Below are 15,758 nucleotides of genomic sequence, written 5' to 3' on the forward strand. Positions count from 1 at the left end.
TGCGGACGTCAGACATCCCGCTCAACAACCCGAGGGCCTCGCCCGTTGCGCAGCCACCCCGGTCACCCGATCAGTGGCCACGTTGAAAAAGCTCAGTGGATGGCATCGAGATGGTCCTGCTGCGCGCCGAGACCTGGGGTCGATCTGGGCCCGTATCCGCGGGGGCGGCAGATCTGGGAGGTTCAGAGTGCCGCGCCCCAGTCACCGCGTCCCGCCCCTTTGCCGGGCGCGGTGTCCTGCCCGTCTCGCCGGGTCCTGGCTGGGCAGATGTGCCGCTTTTATCCGAAATATTGCTTTTGTCAAGTCCCGAGATGTTGTGGCATGACGCGGCTTACGTGGCGGGGCTTACTTGAGGCACGGGTTCACGCAGGGCAGATGGCCCGACGACCCACTTAAGGAGACTTTTTATGACTCGCACCTCGCAGAAGCAGCGTCTGGTGATGCTCGGCGTCTCGACCGCCCTGGCCGCTGGTGGCGCGCTGCTGCCCACGAGTGCGTTTGCCGCCCCCGCGAACTCGCACACCGGTGCCGTGATCTCGACGCACGGCGACCACAGCAAGAATCACCACGGCAACAACGGTGACGGCAAGAAGAAGGGCAACAAGAGGAAGGGCAACCGGGCCCGGGACATCGAGAACATGCCCGGCTGCAAGTTCGTCAGCAAGAAGGTCTACTGCGAGTTCAAGCCGGAGACCAAGCCGGAGACGAAGCCGGAGACGAAGCCGGAGACGAAGCCGGAGACCAAGCCGGAGACCAAGCCGGAGACGAAGCCGGAGACGAAGCCGGAGACCAAGCCGGAGACCAAGCCGGAGACCAAGCCGGACTTCAAGGACCCTGAGACGGGGGCAGACACCCGCGGCAAGGTCCCCTCCGGCCTCTGACCGCCGCGGACAACGGCAAGGGGCAGGCGTCCGCATGGACACCTGCCTCGCCGCGTCAGCGGGCCACCACCGTGCCCCGTTTCCTCGGGTGGCGGCGGCCAGTGAAGCTGTGCAGTGGCATGCTTCTGACCTCTACTGTGCAGGTCGGTTGAGCGGGCTGGTACTCATGTGACTTACCGGATGTGCGCAGCTTCTGAGAGCGGCAGGCATCTGACTTGCGTTTGCCAGCCCGCGTGCGGTTCTCAGTGGGCTCTACGTTCTTCACCGGGCTGGTCCTCCCATTCGTAAGGTGGGGACGCCCAGGGGTGCTGGGTGTGGCTCTCAGTGGGCTGCCGTTTCGTGGCTTCTACCGCTTCGCCGCCCGGTGCCCCACGACGACTCGGCCGCCGATTACTGAGGTTTTCAGGGTGGGGTCGGTGGGTTGATAGCCAGGCTTGTGGCGGTGAGGCAGCCGTCGACCAGGTGGGGCCGGAGTTGGATTCTGCGTAACTCGCGGCGGAGTGTGCGGTCGAGGTCGTCGGGGGTCTCGAAGGCGGTGTTGGCCATGGCTCTGCGCACGAGTGACCAGACGGCCTCGACCGGGTTCAGGTCTGGTGCGTATGGCGGGAGGCGGACGGTGGTGAGCCAGTCGTGCTCGGCCTCGTACTGTTTCAGCCCGGCGGCCAGGTGGGTGTTGAGGTTGTCCCAGACCACCACGATCGGGCTGTTGAACTGGATGTGTGCTCTCACCAGTAGGTCGCGGTAGTCCTTCCAGGAGAAGCTCTTGCGTGCCCCCTTGAGCAGGAGATGGGTGCGGGGCCGGTGGATGAGACGGCTGTGTTCACCGGGTTTGTAGCAGCACAACGCGGCGACCGAGGTCCGGCGGCGGGACCTGCCACGGACGCGGATGACGGGTGTCTGTCCGCGCCGGCCCCAGGTGCGGGCACGGGGCGGAGTCATCGAGAAGCCGGCTTCGTCCTCGAAGACGATCCAGGCACCGGACGCCGCCGCGAGGCTTTTACCCCCGGCCACACCTCCTTCTTCCACAGCTCCACCGCGTGTTCGTCGCGTTCGAGGGCTCTGCGGGCAGGGGCTTGCCAGGACCAGCCGTGCCGTTTCAGCAGCCGCCAGACCGTCGCCACTGACAGGCTCACCCGAAGATGCCGCTGGATCAGCGTCTGGACCCGGGCCAGGGTCCAGCGTCCGTCTTCGAAGCCGTGCGCCGACGGGCCCTTGCCGAGTTCCTCCTCGAGCACGGCGAACTGTTCATCGGTGACGGTCGGGCGTTCGCCGGACCCGTCGAGCGCAAGGCATCCATGCCGCGCTCGCGCCAGGCACGGCGCCAGCGTTCTACCGACCGCACACTCACCCGCAGCTCTTTCGCGATGACCGCGGTCTTCTGACCCGCCGCGAACTGTTCGCCGGCCTGAAGCCGGATCCCCTCACGAAGCGCCCGACGCTCAGCGGTCAGGCCCCCGCCCTCTGGATACCTCACCTCACCGGCATACCGCAGGGATCATGAACCGTCACTACCCGACGACAACGCGAAATCCTCAGTAACCGACGGTCGGGCTCAGCCGATGGCCAAGGCGAGACCCGTCGGCGACGCCGACCGTGCACCCCTCGTCGCTCACCGAAGCCGACCGTCACGACTTCCGCGTTTGACGTCAGCCCGGCACGGGGCTGCACTGGATTCATGGACGCTGCGGCGACTCCGCCTTAAGGAGAGCAGCGATGACAACCTTGGATACGTTCAACCTTCTGCAGCCGTACAAGATTGCCGAGGAGACGTTCGTCATCCCGTGGGCTCTTGAGGCCCCGCCGGTCGGCCACTTCCCGATGAATTCGATGGTAATCCGGGGGGCTGAACCGGTCCTCGTGGATACCGGGGCGCCCGCAGTGCGAGCCCAGTGGCTGGATGCAGCCTGGTCCGTCGTGGATCCCATGGACGTACGGTGGATCTTCCTCACCCACGACGACCGCGATCACGCCGGCAACCTCCTGGCGGTCCTCGCGGAATGCCCGAACGCGACCCTGCTGACGACATGGTTCTCCATCGGCCGCATGGCCGAGGAGTGGGAGACCCCCATCAACCGGTGCCGCTTCATGACCGACGGCGACACGATCGACGCGGGCGACCGCACCCTGGTCGCCAAGCGACCACCCCTGTACGACAACCCCACAACCCGTGCCCTCTTCGACCCGAAGACCAACGTTCTGTGGTCCGTCGATACCTTCGCCACGAACGTGCCGACCCCGATGCCCGAGACAGCAGCGATGTCGCCAGACGAATTCCGCGACGGCCAGTTCTTCGGCGGGCGCCTGGTCTCCCCCTGGGTCGCCCTGCTGGACGCCCAAAAGTTCGGCACGGTCGTCACCGACTTCCAACACCTGAACGCCGAGGTCATCGCCGGCTGCCATTGCCCGGTCCTCCGCGGCCCCCAGATCCCCGAGGCCTACGACCTCCTCCGCCAGCTCCCCGAAATCCCACCGTGGACAGAGTTCACCCAGGCCGACCTGGACCAGTGGATGGCGGCTGCCGAGAGCTCGGTTCCGCCGGAGCAGCCGCGGCCGTCGGGGACATAAGTGGCGCTGACCCACAGCGTTGGGATCTGCTGCACTCCGGCGCCTACGACCGGAAAACCTGTCGCTCGGCTAAGACTTGTCCCGTAAATACTCTTTGAGTCGCTCTGGGCAGGGTCGGTCGCGGTGCGACCGCTGGCCTATCCGGCGAGGGCGAGGTTGTGCAGGCGGGCGATGCCGAGCATGGCGTGGTGGACTCCGTCGCCTTTGAGTCGGCAGTCGCGGAGGATCTTCCAGGTCTTATGCGGGCGAAGACGTGCTCGGCGCGGGCGCGGACCTGCATGTGGGACTTGTTGTGCGCCTGCTTCCAGTCGGGCAGGTCTTCGCCTTTGCGGCGGCGGTGGGGCATGACGAGTCCGGTGCCGGGGTAGCCGCCGTCGGCGATCGTGAGTGTTCTGCCGACGGCGGCTTTGGCACCGGGTTCCTCCCAGGCCTTGCAGTCGTTGCGGTTTCCGGCAAGCGGTCGGCCGACTGCGACGACCGGGCGGGTGTCGGCGTCGATGAGGATCTGGTGGTTCGTGGAATATCGGTAGTTCTTGGACTGCTCTGCCGCGGCGTGGTCGCGGGTGGGCACCAGGGTGCCGTCCACGATGAGCACGGTGTCCTTGGCGAACCGCTTGCGGGGCTGCAGGGCGAGCATCGGCCCGAGGTGGTCGATGATGCGGTCCGCGGCCGACTTCGAGACCCCGAATAGCGGAGCGAGCTGGCGCATCGTCAAGTTCGTGCGCCAGTACGCCGCCACCAGCAGAGCGCGGCCCTCCAGCGGAAGGCTCCACGGCCGGCCCTTGCGGACCCCGTCCGCACCCTCGCGCCGCAACACGGTCACCAGCTTCCCGAAACAGCGCGGACTCAGCCCCGTGAACGGGGCTGTCCAAGACGGCTCCGACGCCGTGATCACACCAGCCACATCAAGATCATCTCACCTGTGACCAGCCGTTCCGGGACAAGCCTTACTGGCAGCACGGCCTGGGCTGGAAATTCGAGCTGAGTTACGAGCACGACGTCCCCGTCGATCACGATGCGGTCATCGAGCATCTGACGCACCCGAGGTGGGGGACGGACATGCAGGTAACGAGGGACTACTGCGCCTGCAGGCCGTGCGACTGCGACGGGGGAGCGGAACGCTCCTGCTGGTTTACTCTCGCCCCGCAGGGAGACAGCGGAGAAGTCGTGATCCACTTCCGCCGCACCAGGGCCGGCTACGACATTTCGAACGCACGTACGGGCGACTCGGCGCGGCCGGGGCTGAACCGACGTGGCTCAAGTAGGCCCTGCCCGCCCATTACGGACGTTCGGATACCCCCGTCGGCAGCTTGAGCCACCGCGCACTGCTCGCTGGCTGCCACCCCTGGCGCGATCACGCCGACTCACCAGAGACGACTGAGCGGTGAATCGGCAGAGCGGCACCCCAGGCGGGTGAGGGTGCAGGACAGCCTGTTTGACCTTGGTGAATGACTCTGCCGCTAGGACCTGTCTGATAATTGATCTCGTGGTGTGTCGTGGTGAGCTGAGAGATCACCGCTCTCGGTTGACGCCCGACGTTGACGGCCCTGACCTCACGTCCTCACACCGCCACGCCACCATGACCTGGGCAGACACGCACCAGGTCTGGACCCAGACGGGCCTGCGCTGCCCGCTGGTTTGCTCGATTACCGGGTCAGTCCAGCTTTCGCAAGGACTTCATCGAGAGTCAGCGTCGAGGCCAGGTCGTGGATCCACGCTTCAGGCGGTGCTGCGAAGACGTCGCCCAAAGCAGCCATGAGCGCCTCGAATTCATTCTGGAAGTGCCTGTACACGGCGTCGAGGTCGACCCACTGCTCGATGATCACGAAGGTATTCGGCGCTTCGAGATCTTCGGCGATCTGATAGCCCTCGCAGCCCTTCTCAGCACGGGTCCGAGCCGCGTTGCCGCGAATCACCTCGAGCCAGTGCTCACGCTGCTCCGGCTTGATCGATGCTCTGACAATTTGGAGAACCATGCACTGCTCCTTACCTCGCCCGGCGCCGCGTCTTCCGGGATCGCTCAGTTTGGTGCCCTGCCCCAGTAGACCGCCCCGGGCAACCGACCACCTGTCGTTGTACGCCGCTCGTGTCAGGCGCTGGGGCAGTCGGCCACCATGGCCCGGCCCCCAACCCGGCGATCGTTGCCGGTCACACCACAAATAGGGCTTGGTCAGGTCGGTGTGAGGGTGGGTATGTCGCGGTGACAGGTGGGGCAGGCGCCCGCCCAGGTAGCGAGGAGAGTCTGCAGTTCGGGGACGATTCGGTAGAGGGTCAGGCCGGCGCCGTTTCTCTTGGGGCTCTGGCCTGTCGCTGGAGGGTGCAGAAGGCGTGGGCGGCGGAGGCGAGGGTGACGTGGTGGTGCCACCCGTTCCAGGTGCGGCCTTCGCAGTGGGCCAGGCCGAGTGCCTGTTTCATCTCGCGGTAGTCGTGCTCGATGCGCCAGCGGAGCTTCGCGAGGCACACGAGTGTGGTCAGCGGTGTCTGCTCGGGCAGGTTGGAGAACCAGAACTGGTTCGGCTCGGCTTGATCGGCGGGCCATTCGGCCAGCAGCCAGCACGCGGGCAGGTCCGGCCCGTCGACGGCTTTGCGGACCTCGCGGCCGGCGGCCCGGATCCGCAGGGCAACGAATCGCGAGTACGTCCGCTTGAAGCCGCTGCTGCCCGTTCCAGGGCGGGAGCCCTCGTGCCATTGCACCGGCCTGGCCGCCCGCTTCCCGGCCTCGATGACGGGGTGCAGGTGAACCTCCGTGCGTCCGCTACGTCGGCTGAACGTGACGGTGCCGACGCAGACACCGTCCGCGGCCTGGATCTGCGAGCTGTGTGTCCAGGTCGTAGACACGATAAGGTCCGCTCGATAGTTCGAAGCCTTCCGGTCTGCCGGAAGGCTTCTCGCGTTCTCGAGGAGGATCAGATGGCAGACTTTGTTGTCCGCAGAGCGGGCGCCGAGGACCGCGACGTCCTGGAACGACTCTGGCCGCTTTTCCTGCACGACCTGTCGGAGTTCTGGGGCGTCCTGCCGAACCCGGACGGAACATACCGCCGCGAGTGGCTAGAGTCGGCGATCGGCGATCCCACCTGGTCGGCTTATCTCGTATGGTCTGGTGACCGGCCGGTCGGCTTTGCGTTCGTACGCGCGCTGGACAGCGATGCGCGCGTGCTGAACAGCTTCTTCGTGGTGCGTGGGGCACGCCGGTCGGGCCTCGGGTTGCGAGCGGTGCAGGTCGTCCTGGCCGCGCACCCTGGCCGATGGGAGATCGCTTTTCAGGAGGAGAACGCGGGCGCGGCACGCTTCTGGCGTCACGTCGCTTCCGAAGTCGCGGGCGAGGCCTGGACCGAGGAGCGGCGACCGGTGCCTGGGAAGCCCGAGCTGCCGGGGAACACATGGGTTGCCTTCGATGCGCGGTAGTCCTCCTTCGCGTTAGTTCGTGGAGGGGTGTTGGTCAGGCCGGCTGGTCACCGAGGTAGAGGTATCAGGCACAGTCCATGTAGTCTTCGGGGCTGCCGATAGGTAGGCCGGTGGGCAGGAGGTTGTCCTCGTCCTTGCCTCGGCTGGCGAGGTAGAGGGCGAAGCCCCAGGTGTGCAGGATGCCGGTGAAGCGCAGGCGGCAGAGCGGCAGCGGTTCCTCCTCGCCCGGCAGTTCCCCCGCCACGTAGGCGAATCCTGAGCGGAAGCGCACCTGGACGCGGGCGAGCTGGGGCCAGCGTTCCTCGGCGCGGACGTTCAGACGGTGGCGCAGGTGATCGCGGGGAGGAATCCGGTAGGACATTGGTCGTGACGCGTAGGCAACTCACCAATGCCCAGTGGAAGTTCATCGAGCCGTACCTGCCGATCGGTAGGTACGGCCCGTACCCCGAACGGCTGCGGGAGCAGTTCGAAGGGGTGATCTGGCGTTTCCGGTCCAGCGGTCAGTGGCGGGAGATGCCTCAGTCCGGCGTGGCTACGTGCCGGCCGTGCCCAAGTCGTCCGTAGACGGTGGCCCATGGGCCGAACTCGGCAACGATGCGCCGGGCCAGTTGGCCCTTGGTAGCGAACTCCCGCTCGTCGGGGACTTTGGCCGCACGGCAGCGTTCGCGGTCCTCGGTCCAGGTCTTGGGCAGGTAGAGCTCCCGGTCGACCAGGGCCGGCCCCGGGCCGTCGCATAGGCGGCGAAGACGCCGATCTGGCAGTTCTCGGTGCGGCCGGCAGTTCCGGAGTATTGGCGTTGGACCCCGGCGGAGGCGGTGCCCTTTTTGATGAACCCGGTGTCGTCGATGATGAGGACGCCATCGTTCTCGCCGAGCTTGTCAGCGACGTGTTCCTGCAGGTCGTCGCGGATGTCGTCAGGGTTCCACTTCGCTCCGGCGAGCAGGTCCTGCAGGCCATCGGGCGTTGCGTGGCCTGCCTGCTCGGCCAGCTGCCAGCTGTTCTTTCGGGCCACTGGTGCGAGTAGGCCGCGTACGTAGTCGCGCATGCGGCGGCGTAGTTCCACCCGGCCGAAGCGATGGCCGATGTTCACGAAGAGGTCGTCCAGTTCCAGGTTCCACTGCTCGGCAACACGTGCGGTGATCACGTAGGGAAGCTGCCCCGCACGCTGCCACTACCTGCGGCGCCATCGCACGATCGAGGGGCGGCTTACCGAAAGCCACCCCTGACCACTCCGCAGCCCGTTACGCTCCAGCCGCCCAGCGAAACCCGCAGGATCAGACAGCAAAATCCTGCTGGAGTATTAGGCCAACCGGGTACAGGCGGAGGGTCGCGCGCAGTGGACGGACGAGTCGCGGGCAGGACGGAGGAGGGAGAACCCACACTTCGGAGGCACTTCACATGTCCGTGCTCTTCTTCGACATCGGGGCCACTCTGGCGGATGCCCGCGTGGAGCCCGACGACTCGCTGACGCTCAGGCCCCGGCCCCGGGTGGTCGCCGTCCTCGATGCCCTCCGTGACGTACGCAAGGGCATCATTTCCAACCCCGGGCCGGGCGACGGTGCGGCTGAGCGGGCGGCGGCGGCCCTCGAGGAGGCGTTCCCCGGCCGTTTCACGGACGCGAGTCTTGTGCACTGGGGTGTGAAGGACAGTCGTGGGCTCTTCGATCTGGCGGTCGCGAGCACCGGGGGTGTGTCGGCCGACGACTGTGTGTTCGTGGGCGAGGACGCCCAGGAGAGGGCGTTCGCGCGGGCGGCGGGGATGCGTACGGCGCCGCATCCGGTGTTCGCCCTGGCAGCGGTGGAGAACCGCCCCGTGCTCTTCGCGCGGATCGGGCTGCCGGACGGCCGGGGCCTGCCTGAGCTGGCCGCGGTGGCGGAGACGACCGAGGTCGTTCCCGTGCATGTGGCCTCGGACCGGCTCGTGCTCGTCATGGCGAGCGCCCTCGGTGCCGAAGCGCTCGAACGCGCCGGGTTCACGGTGGACCGGCGCGAACCGGTGGAGGACAGGGCGGCCTTCCTGATCCGCGACGACCGTCCGGTCACGGAGTCCGAGTCGCTTGCGGACTCCACCGACGCCGCGGGGTCGGCGACCGGAGCGGCGCGGCGCGCCACGGCCGTATACGGCTTCATCGCCGACGCCCTGGCCGGGAGGGGTGCCCCGCCGGCCGCCCTGCTCGGGCCCGCACCGGGTGGTGTGTATCTCGCCGTGCCCGCCGGTGCGCCGATCGAGGAGGTGCACAGGCCGGGCGCCAGGCCCGGACACACGGAACGCCTGCTGCCGGACCCGACGCTCCTCTCGCGGCCCGGCGAGACGCGCGCGCACGTGCTCACCGGCGCAGCGGCCCAAAGCCCGCGTCCGGGCCGGCCCGGCGCGGCGTCCGGCAACGGCCTCCCGTCCCCCGAGACGATCGCCGCGGTGCGGGCGACGGTGACCTCCGAGGCCCTGCTGGGCCATGTGGCGCGTATCTCCGGCGCGGAGCCACTGGTCGAGGGCGAGTCGCTCACGGTCCGCAGCAGGGATGCGGCGGCCGAGGACAACGCGCGGGTAGTCGAGGAGCTGGCCCGCCGGTTCCGGGAACTCGGGCTGCACGTCCGACGGCACCCGTTCCGGTGGCGGGGACGACAGCTGTTCAACCTGGAAGCCGAGCACCGGGTCGCCGGGGCCGACTCCAGCGTCCTCATCACTGCTCACCTGGATTCGACCGCGTCCAGCGGTGACTTCGTGGACGCGAACGGCGAACCCCGCCCCTACGACCCGGCGGTGGACCCCGCACCGGGAGCCGATGACGACGGAAGCGGGACGGCGGGAGTCATGGCCGCGGCCGAATGCCTGGCCGCCCTGCTCGCGGCCGGCAGGCAGCCGACCCGCAACGTGCGCTTCGTGCTCTTCAACGCGGAGGAGCAGGGCCTCGTCGGCAGCAAGTTCTACGCACGGGCCGCCGCCGCGGAGGTCGACCGTATCGCCGGGGTCTTCCAGATGGACATGATCGCGGGACGGCAGCGGGGCAGCACGCCCAAGGTCGAGATCCACGCGGGATCCTCCGTACCGGGCCCAGTCGTGGGGGCTTCCGACTCGCTCGGCGACCTCGTCGCACGCACCGTACCCGCCTTCGATCCCGCGGTGGCCGTCCAGCACCTCACGGGCCCTGACGACCCGGCAGTCGGACGCAGCGACCACGCGAGCTTCCATGAGCGGGGATGGGCGGCCGTCGCCGTGTCCGAGGACCTCTTCTCCACCCCAGACGGCGCGCCCGGGACCGGCACCCGGCAGTACCACACCCAGGGGGACACGCTCCTCGACCAGGACCACGACACCGATTTCGCCGCCACGATCGCAGGCTCGGTCACCGCGACCGCTCTGACATTCGCCGGGCTGTAGACACCTACGGAATAGAGGCCACATATGGGCACGGACCATGACACGAACCCGGCCCCGGGCGAGGACGGGCACGAGCAGAACGACGAGGCCGAGCGCCCGGCGACCGAGAAGTACGTCAGCGATCTGCTGGCACGGGGCCAGGCGGTGTTCGAGGGCGAGGAGCCGACGTCCCGGACGACCCACGTCATCAAGCGCGAGGACGACGGACGGCTCACCATCCGTCGTCTGCGCTTTTTCAGCTGACTTCTCAGTCGAAGCAACGCCGGACCAGAGCGAGGCCCCCGGTGGTCTCGCTCCGGGCGATCTCGTGGGTCTTGAGCCGGGTGGGGCTGTCGTCCACGACCGCCACGTCGGTGCGGTGCTCGGCGGGGATCTCGACCCGGCCGCGGCGGAGGAGGTCCTCCAGGTACGACGTGGCGACCTGCTCGGGGTCTGCAGGCCGCACCGAGCCGCCCGAGGGGTCGGAGCCGGCGATGGCGAACCGGCGGGTCTCCCCGGGGGCGTAGAGGGTGAGCGGCCCCTTGATGCCGTACGCCATCCCCTGGACCGTGACCGTCGTCAGGCCCTCCTCGTCACTGCCGCCCGGCGTCGCCTCGGCCACGGCGGCGCCTCGGCGTGTCACCTCCGCCGCGGTGAGGGACGTGGCGGCGCCCAGGGAGAGGATTCCGTGGCGGGTGAACGCCGAGCGCAGGGACGGACCGTACTTGCCGCCGTTGCGACGCTGGTCCGCAGCGATCATGTGGCCCGCGACCTGCGCGTAGTAGCCGGACACCACCGGCGCGGCCACGACGGCGTCCACCAGCAGCTGGCCGGCGATCCGAGCCGCCTCGGCCAGAGCGGCCTGGTCCTGGCTGTCCTGCTGACGGAAGATCCCCGCGACGATCTTCAGGAACGCGCCGCTGAACACCCGGGAGAACGAGTGGGTCTCGCTGGTGAGCATGTTCCCGGGTCCGAGCGGCGGCAGCTGCACCGGGTCGCGGTAGAAGAAGTGGTTGGACATGTTGCGCAGGCAGTCCGGTTCGGCCGCGTCCGGTGCGACCTTGCGCACCGCCCAGCCCAGCTGCTCGGCCAGCCGCGACACGCGGGAGGACTGCTCGAGGCGGCCCTGCGTCTGGGTCAGGACGGTGATCCGCAGCGACTCCAGCTGGAGTGCGGTCAGCAGCGCGCTGATGTCACCGAACGCCTCGTGGAGGGCGTCGGACTCGTGCATCGCCGCGTTGAACAGTTGGGGGCGCAGGGCGTCCAGGATCGCGTGGCCCAACTCGTGCCGGACGATCTCGGGGCTCTGGCCCGAGAAGACGTCCACTCCTTCCACTCTCTGGTGGAAGAACTTTAGGCCTCGCCGGTCGTAGAAGGCGTTGAGGTCGACTCCCTCGTCGAGATGCACGGTCAGGACACGTCCGACCGACGGGACCCACTGAGTCCCCGTGGGAACCAGCGGACCCCAGGTCTGGCAACCCGTGCTCAGCGCGTGGGCCGCCACCCAGTAGCGGAAGGCCGGCGTGCCCGGCCCAGCACCGTCCGGGTGCGGCGCTGCCTCGGCGATGGCCGTCGGAAAGGGCTGTGTGTCGAGCTGGGGCACCGGGTGTCGCACCGGCACGTTTTCCTGCAGAGGAGCTCCGGGATCGTCCTCGTACACCAGAACTGTCTGGGTCGTCGCGTGCTGCTGCACGGTCATTGCCGCTCCAGGGGAGAAGGGAGGGGGGGAGCCGCCAGGCGGTGGATGCGGAATGCACCACCGACCGGACTCCGGAGGAATAGCCCCTTATGCCCAGTACGCGTCGCATGACCCTGTGTGTCAATCCGAACACATTGGGTGACCGCGGTCGCCGGCCCCTGGGCCGTCCGCTGCACGGACGGGCTTCAGGAGGGTGGCCGGAGGCCGTCGCGCCGCGGGATCGGGCGTCCGGAGGTGACGATCGCCGCCTCGCGGCGCGGCACCGTCAGGGTCGAGCGGTGCCGCAGGTTCCACGACCGTGCCCGTCCATCCGGGCACCAGTCCGTCATTCCGTACGCTCACCCGGTTCACGGGCGGCGGGGTGAGCGTCTGCCGCTCCTGTACGAAGGCGACGAAGCTCTCGAAGTCCCGCTGGTGGCGGTACGGCTCCCGGAAGTCCGCCAGCGCGGGATAGCCGTCATGGCCGAGGAAGGTGTACGAGAGGGTGGCGAGCCGGTAGCTGCGGGCCGGGTCGAGCGGCACGCCGTCCACGGTGACGTCCTCCACGGACACCCGGTAGCCCATCGGCCCCAGTGCGTCGAAGCTGTAACGGACGTTGTGCGAAACGCCAGCGGTGCGAACCGCAGCGAGCCGTCCGGATCCAGCGTCCACTGCTGTTCGAGAACATCGTGCAGCTGCTGCCCGGTCACCCAGACGCTGACGACCGGATTGCCGAATCCGACGGCCCGCCAGGCCCGGCCGAAGGTCACCGCCCCGGCCGCCGCCGTGTCCAGCGGCAGGTCCCCCGCGACGACGGCCTGCCCGAACCGGGGCGCCATCGCCACCACGGCCAGCTGGGCGGGCACGTTGGCATGTACGTTGGCGTCGTTCTCGGGATCGGTGGCCCGGCCGCCCGCCCACAGGGCCCAGTCGGCCGCCAGGTCGCCCATGGTGCTCTCCCCGGCGGCGTTCCGCGTCCGGGTGAAGGAAGCGGTCTGCCGCCCCATCCGCGTGCGGTCCCGCGCGGCCGCCTGCCCGGCCCAGTAGTCGGCGACCTCCTTCAGCGCCGGGTCGGGCGCCACGTCCCGGGTGTTGGGGTGGTTCGTGGACACGGTCAGCTCCCGCACCACCCCGCCGGTGACCGGGTCGAGGCGCAGGCTGATCTCGTTGATGACCTGCCCGTAGCAGCCCGCCTCGACGAAGGGGCGGGGGCGGCCCTCCGGGTCGGGCAGCATCATGTTGAACCGGGTGTGCCAGTGCCCCGTGACGATGGCGTCGATGGCGGGTGACACGCGCAGCGCCAGGTCGAGCGCGGGCCCGGAAGGATCCGTACCGCTGTTGAAGTCGGCGCCCGCGACAGCCCCGTCGTGCATGGACAGCACGATCGCCTTCACTCCCTGGGCCCGCAACTCGGCGGCGCACGCGTGGGCCGTCTCCAGCTCGTCGAGGGTGGCCAGGCCCGGCTGGTAGGAGCCGGGGAGGAGTTCGGCGCCCAGGGCGGTGAGGTGGATGAAGCCGATGGGCAGGCGTCGGCCGCCGGGTGCCGCCACCCACTCGATGTGGTAGGGCGGCAGCACGGGCCGCCGGTCGGTGGTCCGCACCAGATTGGCGCTGTAGTAGCGGAAGTCGGCCCCGTGGAAGGGGCTGCCGCTGGAGTCGGTGAAGGCGGTGTCGCGGCCCGCCACGGGGAACGGCACGCCCTGTTCCATGTGGCGATGGAGCATGGCGGGGGACTTGTCGAACTCGTGGTTCCCCGCGGTAGCGAAGTCGAGGCCCATCCGGTTCAGGGCTTCGATCGTGGGCTCGTCCGGGAAGGCGGCCGCGTCGAACTCCCAGCCGGCGAAGGCGTCGCCCTGGGTGAAGAACAGAGAATTGGCCCGCCCGGCCCGCAGCCGAGCCAGATGCGCTGCCATGTACGCGACGCCCCCGACGGTGTAGCCCAGCCCGCCGTTGCCTCTGATCACGGCGTTGGAGCCGGGCGCGCTCTGGAGGTAACCGTGCAGGTCGGTGATGCTCAGCAGTTGTACGTCGACGTACTCGTCGGCGCTCGCCGCATCGCGGGCAGCGGCTTCGGCGTGGGCGGGCACCCCGGTGGCGAACATCGCCGCCCAGGTCCCCGCGGCGGTGAGGGAACTCCCGCCTTCCAACCCCGGTCTCTCGCGGACTCCGGCTCTGCGGCACGGACATGGAGCGCCTGATCACAGCCGCCCATGCTCCCGGCCGGAGACCGCCGCTGTCACGCGGACGTGCCGCATCGCATGAGGTGGTCCCGACCTATCGGGTCGCGCCCCGGTACAGCCGCACACGTGAGGAGGCCGCTGGCCTCGCGGCGGCGTGGCTCGTCCTCACAGCCACACGGACTGGCCGGCGCGCTCGAATCGGGCACCTTCACGGCATATGTGCGACAGGATGTTCCAGGTGCCGGACGCCGATTCCGTGACGCTGGCGATCAGCAGACGAAATCCGGCCCGTTGGCCCAGAAGACAAGAGACGACCATGTCTGGGCTCCGATGACTCCGTCCACGACAATGCCGGCGCAAGCTTGGAACCGCCTCGTCGCTGCGTTGGTGACCGGGCCGAACTTCCCGTCTTCGGCCAGGTTCGCACCACTCATGGCCCTGTTCAGATAGCACTGGGCTTGCCGGACTGCGCTTCCTGAGGAGCCGACCTTGAGTGTTGGACGGCGGATGGTGTAGTTACAGACGTCCGCTGCTTTCGTCGTCGCCACATGATGCGCCTCCGCTTCGATCGCCGTACTGGTCGCAGAAGGGGCGCTCTGAGGCACCGCGACGGCGGTGCCTCCCGAAAAGGCGAGAGGGACCACTAGGGCCACAGTAGTGAACAGGCGTCGCATGTTCATCACCTCCAAGGGCGCAATCTCGTCTACCACGGATTGCTTTACGTATCAATTGGCAAGGTCCGACGAACAGTCAAGGGTTCAACCTGAAGCCGATCTTGTGCTCATTTCCGAATATGTGCACGGCTGTCACTGTGTCGTTGTGAACGTAGTGCCGGGGCTCGGCTGCGATGCCTCCTTCAGGCTTTGCTGCGAGCTCTTAAGCGACATGGCTCAAATCGAAATGGCCTGGAGCCGGCAGTCCGGAGAAAGTGAAAGATCCCCCGTCGTCAGGCGTGGCGGTGCTGCCATATCCGCCGTCGTACTTGGTGGACAGAGCGACGGATGGGCAGGGTGTGGGCACGCCGGGCGCGCCACCCACCGTTTGAGCGCACATCGCCGTGTGCAGCACCGGGGCAGGTAACTCGCCATATTGCCCTCACGAGCTTGATGTGCGGGAATTGTGGAATCACGCAATAGGCAGCGGTCTTCACTCATGCTGAATTGCAGAAGTGCACTGCATGATGAGGACGCGCTGTTCTGCGACCCGGACATCCGAGAGGAAAACTCTAGGAGGAGTCTGGCCCTTGTGCCACAACTCGCCTGGCACTCTGGGTCTTCAGCGGCCGACGAATCCAGATTACGCCTTCAGGTATGCATGAGCATCCGAACTGCGCCTGGTTCGCGACTACGAGCACCACTCGGCCTCCTCGGCCTCCCGCGTCTACTGGGCGACGGCCCACGTCATGGTCCGCCGCTTCACCGGCGCCAACGCTCCCCACCGGGCGCGACCCGCACACAGTGAGTGCGTGAACATCCGGCCCCTGTTCGACACGCTCGACGTCCAGGAGGACGCCGCCCGGGCTCTGGCCGACGACCTTCGCACCCAGATCGGGGAACTGCAGGGGCGGTCCCCGGGCGGAGGGCCACGGAAAGGTGCTCTAGGGCCTGTGTGATGTCGTGATCAGTTCCTGGGTTCTGTCCTCTTCGCGGGGTGGAACCCGGTAGGACTGTGGTCGTGACACGCAGGCAACTC

Annotated in this window: 12 protein-coding genes and 6 pseudogenes; 6 read left to right on the forward strand and 12 right to left on the reverse strand. The window is 68.1% G+C overall.

Annotated features, from left to right (window positions below; genetic code table 11):
- Positions 1-407 precede the first annotated feature (407 nt).
- Positions 408-881: a hypothetical protein gene (locus tag ACFYOB_RS40740; protein WP_388569914.1), complete on the forward strand. Its 474-nt coding sequence runs from the start codon at positions 408-410 to the stop codon at positions 879-881.
- Positions 882-1,283: 402 nt separating this feature from the next.
- Here ACFYOB_RS40740 and ACFYOB_RS40745 read toward each other — a convergent pair whose 3' ends face one another.
- Entirely contained in the window at positions 1,284-1,820 is a 537-nt protein-coding gene (locus tag ACFYOB_RS40745) for a transposase (protein WP_388569936.1), read from the reverse strand.
- A pseudogene (locus ACFYOB_RS40750) lies at positions 1,817-2,355 on the reverse strand (winged helix-turn-helix domain-containing protein). Before ACFYOB_RS40750 ends, ACFYOB_RS40745 begins: the two are co-directional and overlap by 4 nt.
- Positions 2,356-2,594: 239 nt before the next feature.
- Here ACFYOB_RS40750 and ACFYOB_RS40755 point away from each other — a divergent pair.
- Complete coding sequence (locus ACFYOB_RS40755) at positions 2,595-3,446, forward strand: MBL fold metallo-hydrolase (protein ID WP_388569916.1); 852 nt, start codon at positions 2,595-2,597, stop codon at positions 3,444-3,446.
- A gap of 137 nt (positions 3,447-3,583) precedes the next feature.
- On the opposite strand, the pseudogene ACFYOB_RS40760 reads toward ACFYOB_RS40755, so the two are convergent.
- From ACFYOB_RS40760 to ACFYOB_RS40775, 4 genes and pseudogenes are all read right to left on the reverse strand, one after another.
- Positions 3,584-4,350: pseudogene (locus ACFYOB_RS40760) on the reverse strand (transposase).
- The gene (locus ACFYOB_RS40765) at positions 4,338-4,478 is read right to left on the reverse strand and encodes a hypothetical protein (protein WP_388569918.1); all 141 of its coding nucleotides are present in this window, start codon (positions 4,476-4,478) and stop codon (positions 4,338-4,340) included. The pseudogene ACFYOB_RS40760 and the gene ACFYOB_RS40765 overlap by 13 nt, the downstream one beginning before the upstream one ends.
- Positions 4,479-5,092: 614 nt before the next feature.
- Positions 5,093-5,422 carry a putative quinol monooxygenase gene (locus ACFYOB_RS40770; protein ID WP_388569920.1) on the reverse strand — a complete coding sequence of 110 codons (330 nt, stop codon included), beginning with the start codon at positions 5,420-5,422 and terminating at the stop codon, positions 5,093-5,095.
- Between the two features lie 295 nt (positions 5,423-5,717).
- Positions 5,718-6,173, reverse strand: a pseudogene (locus tag ACFYOB_RS40775) (transposase); the annotation flags it as partial.
- 183 nt (positions 6,174-6,356) lie between these two features.
- Between ACFYOB_RS40775 and ACFYOB_RS40780 the strand changes: the two are divergent.
- Positions 6,357-6,851: a GNAT family N-acetyltransferase gene (locus ACFYOB_RS40780; protein WP_388569922.1), complete on the forward strand. Its 495-nt coding sequence runs from the start codon at positions 6,357-6,359 to the stop codon at positions 6,849-6,851.
- 64 nt (positions 6,852-6,915) lie between these two features.
- Here the strand turns inward: ACFYOB_RS40780 and ACFYOB_RS40785 are convergent, their stop codons facing one another.
- Positions 6,916-7,212 carry a hypothetical protein gene (locus ACFYOB_RS40785; RefSeq protein WP_388569924.1) on the reverse strand — a complete coding sequence of 99 codons (297 nt, stop codon included), beginning with the start codon at positions 7,210-7,212 and terminating at the stop codon, positions 6,916-6,918.
- A gap of 5 nt (positions 7,213-7,217) precedes the next feature.
- On the opposite strand from ACFYOB_RS40785, the pseudogene ACFYOB_RS40790 reads away from it, so the two are divergent.
- A pseudogene (locus ACFYOB_RS40790) lies at positions 7,218-7,370 on the forward strand (transposase); the annotation flags it as partial.
- A gap of 71 nt (positions 7,371-7,441) precedes the next feature.
- Here the strand turns inward: ACFYOB_RS40790 and ACFYOB_RS40795 are convergent.
- Positions 7,442-7,962 (reverse strand): annotated as a pseudogene (locus ACFYOB_RS40795) (IS701 family transposase); the annotation flags it as partial.
- Positions 7,963-8,249: 287 nt separating this feature from the next.
- Here ACFYOB_RS40795 and ACFYOB_RS40800 point away from each other — a divergent pair.
- Together ACFYOB_RS40800 and ACFYOB_RS40805 are read left to right on the forward strand one after the other, a co-directional pair.
- Positions 8,250-10,229, forward strand: a complete 1,980-nt coding sequence (locus ACFYOB_RS40800) for a M20/M25/M40 family metallo-hydrolase (RefSeq protein WP_388569926.1) — start codon at positions 8,250-8,252, stop codon at positions 10,227-10,229.
- 24 nt (positions 10,230-10,253) lie between these two features.
- Complete coding sequence (locus tag ACFYOB_RS40805; protein ID WP_388569928.1) at positions 10,254-10,472, forward strand: hypothetical protein; 219 nt, start codon at positions 10,254-10,256, stop codon at positions 10,470-10,472.
- Between the two features lie 4 nt (positions 10,473-10,476).
- On the opposite strand, the gene ACFYOB_RS40810 is transcribed toward ACFYOB_RS40805, so the two are convergent.
- From ACFYOB_RS40810 to ACFYOB_RS40825, 4 genes and pseudogenes are all read right to left on the reverse strand, one after another.
- Positions 10,477-11,907: a hypothetical protein gene (locus ACFYOB_RS40810; protein WP_388569930.1), complete on the reverse strand. Its 1,431-nt coding sequence runs from the start codon at positions 11,905-11,907 to the stop codon at positions 10,477-10,479.
- 120 nt (positions 11,908-12,027) lie between these two features.
- Entirely contained in the window at positions 12,028-12,471 is a 444-nt protein-coding gene (locus ACFYOB_RS40815; RefSeq protein ID WP_388569933.1) for a 5'-nucleotidase C-terminal domain-containing protein, read from the reverse strand.
- Positions 12,472-12,611: 140 nt separating this feature from the next.
- Positions 12,612-13,988: pseudogene (locus tag ACFYOB_RS40820) on the reverse strand (bifunctional metallophosphatase/5'-nucleotidase); the annotation flags it as partial.
- Between the two features lie 347 nt (positions 13,989-14,335).
- Positions 14,336-14,746 carry a peptidoglycan-binding protein gene (locus ACFYOB_RS40825; protein ID WP_388569939.1) on the reverse strand — a complete coding sequence of 137 codons (411 nt, stop codon included), beginning with the start codon at positions 14,744-14,746 and terminating at the stop codon, positions 14,336-14,338.
- Positions 14,747-15,758: the final 1,012 nt, after the last annotated feature.

The sequence above is a fragment of the Streptomyces sp. NPDC006463 genome, assembly GCF_042870715.1.
In the GTDB taxonomy this organism is placed as follows: Bacteria; Actinomycetota; Actinomycetes; order Streptomycetales; family Streptomycetaceae; genus Streptomyces.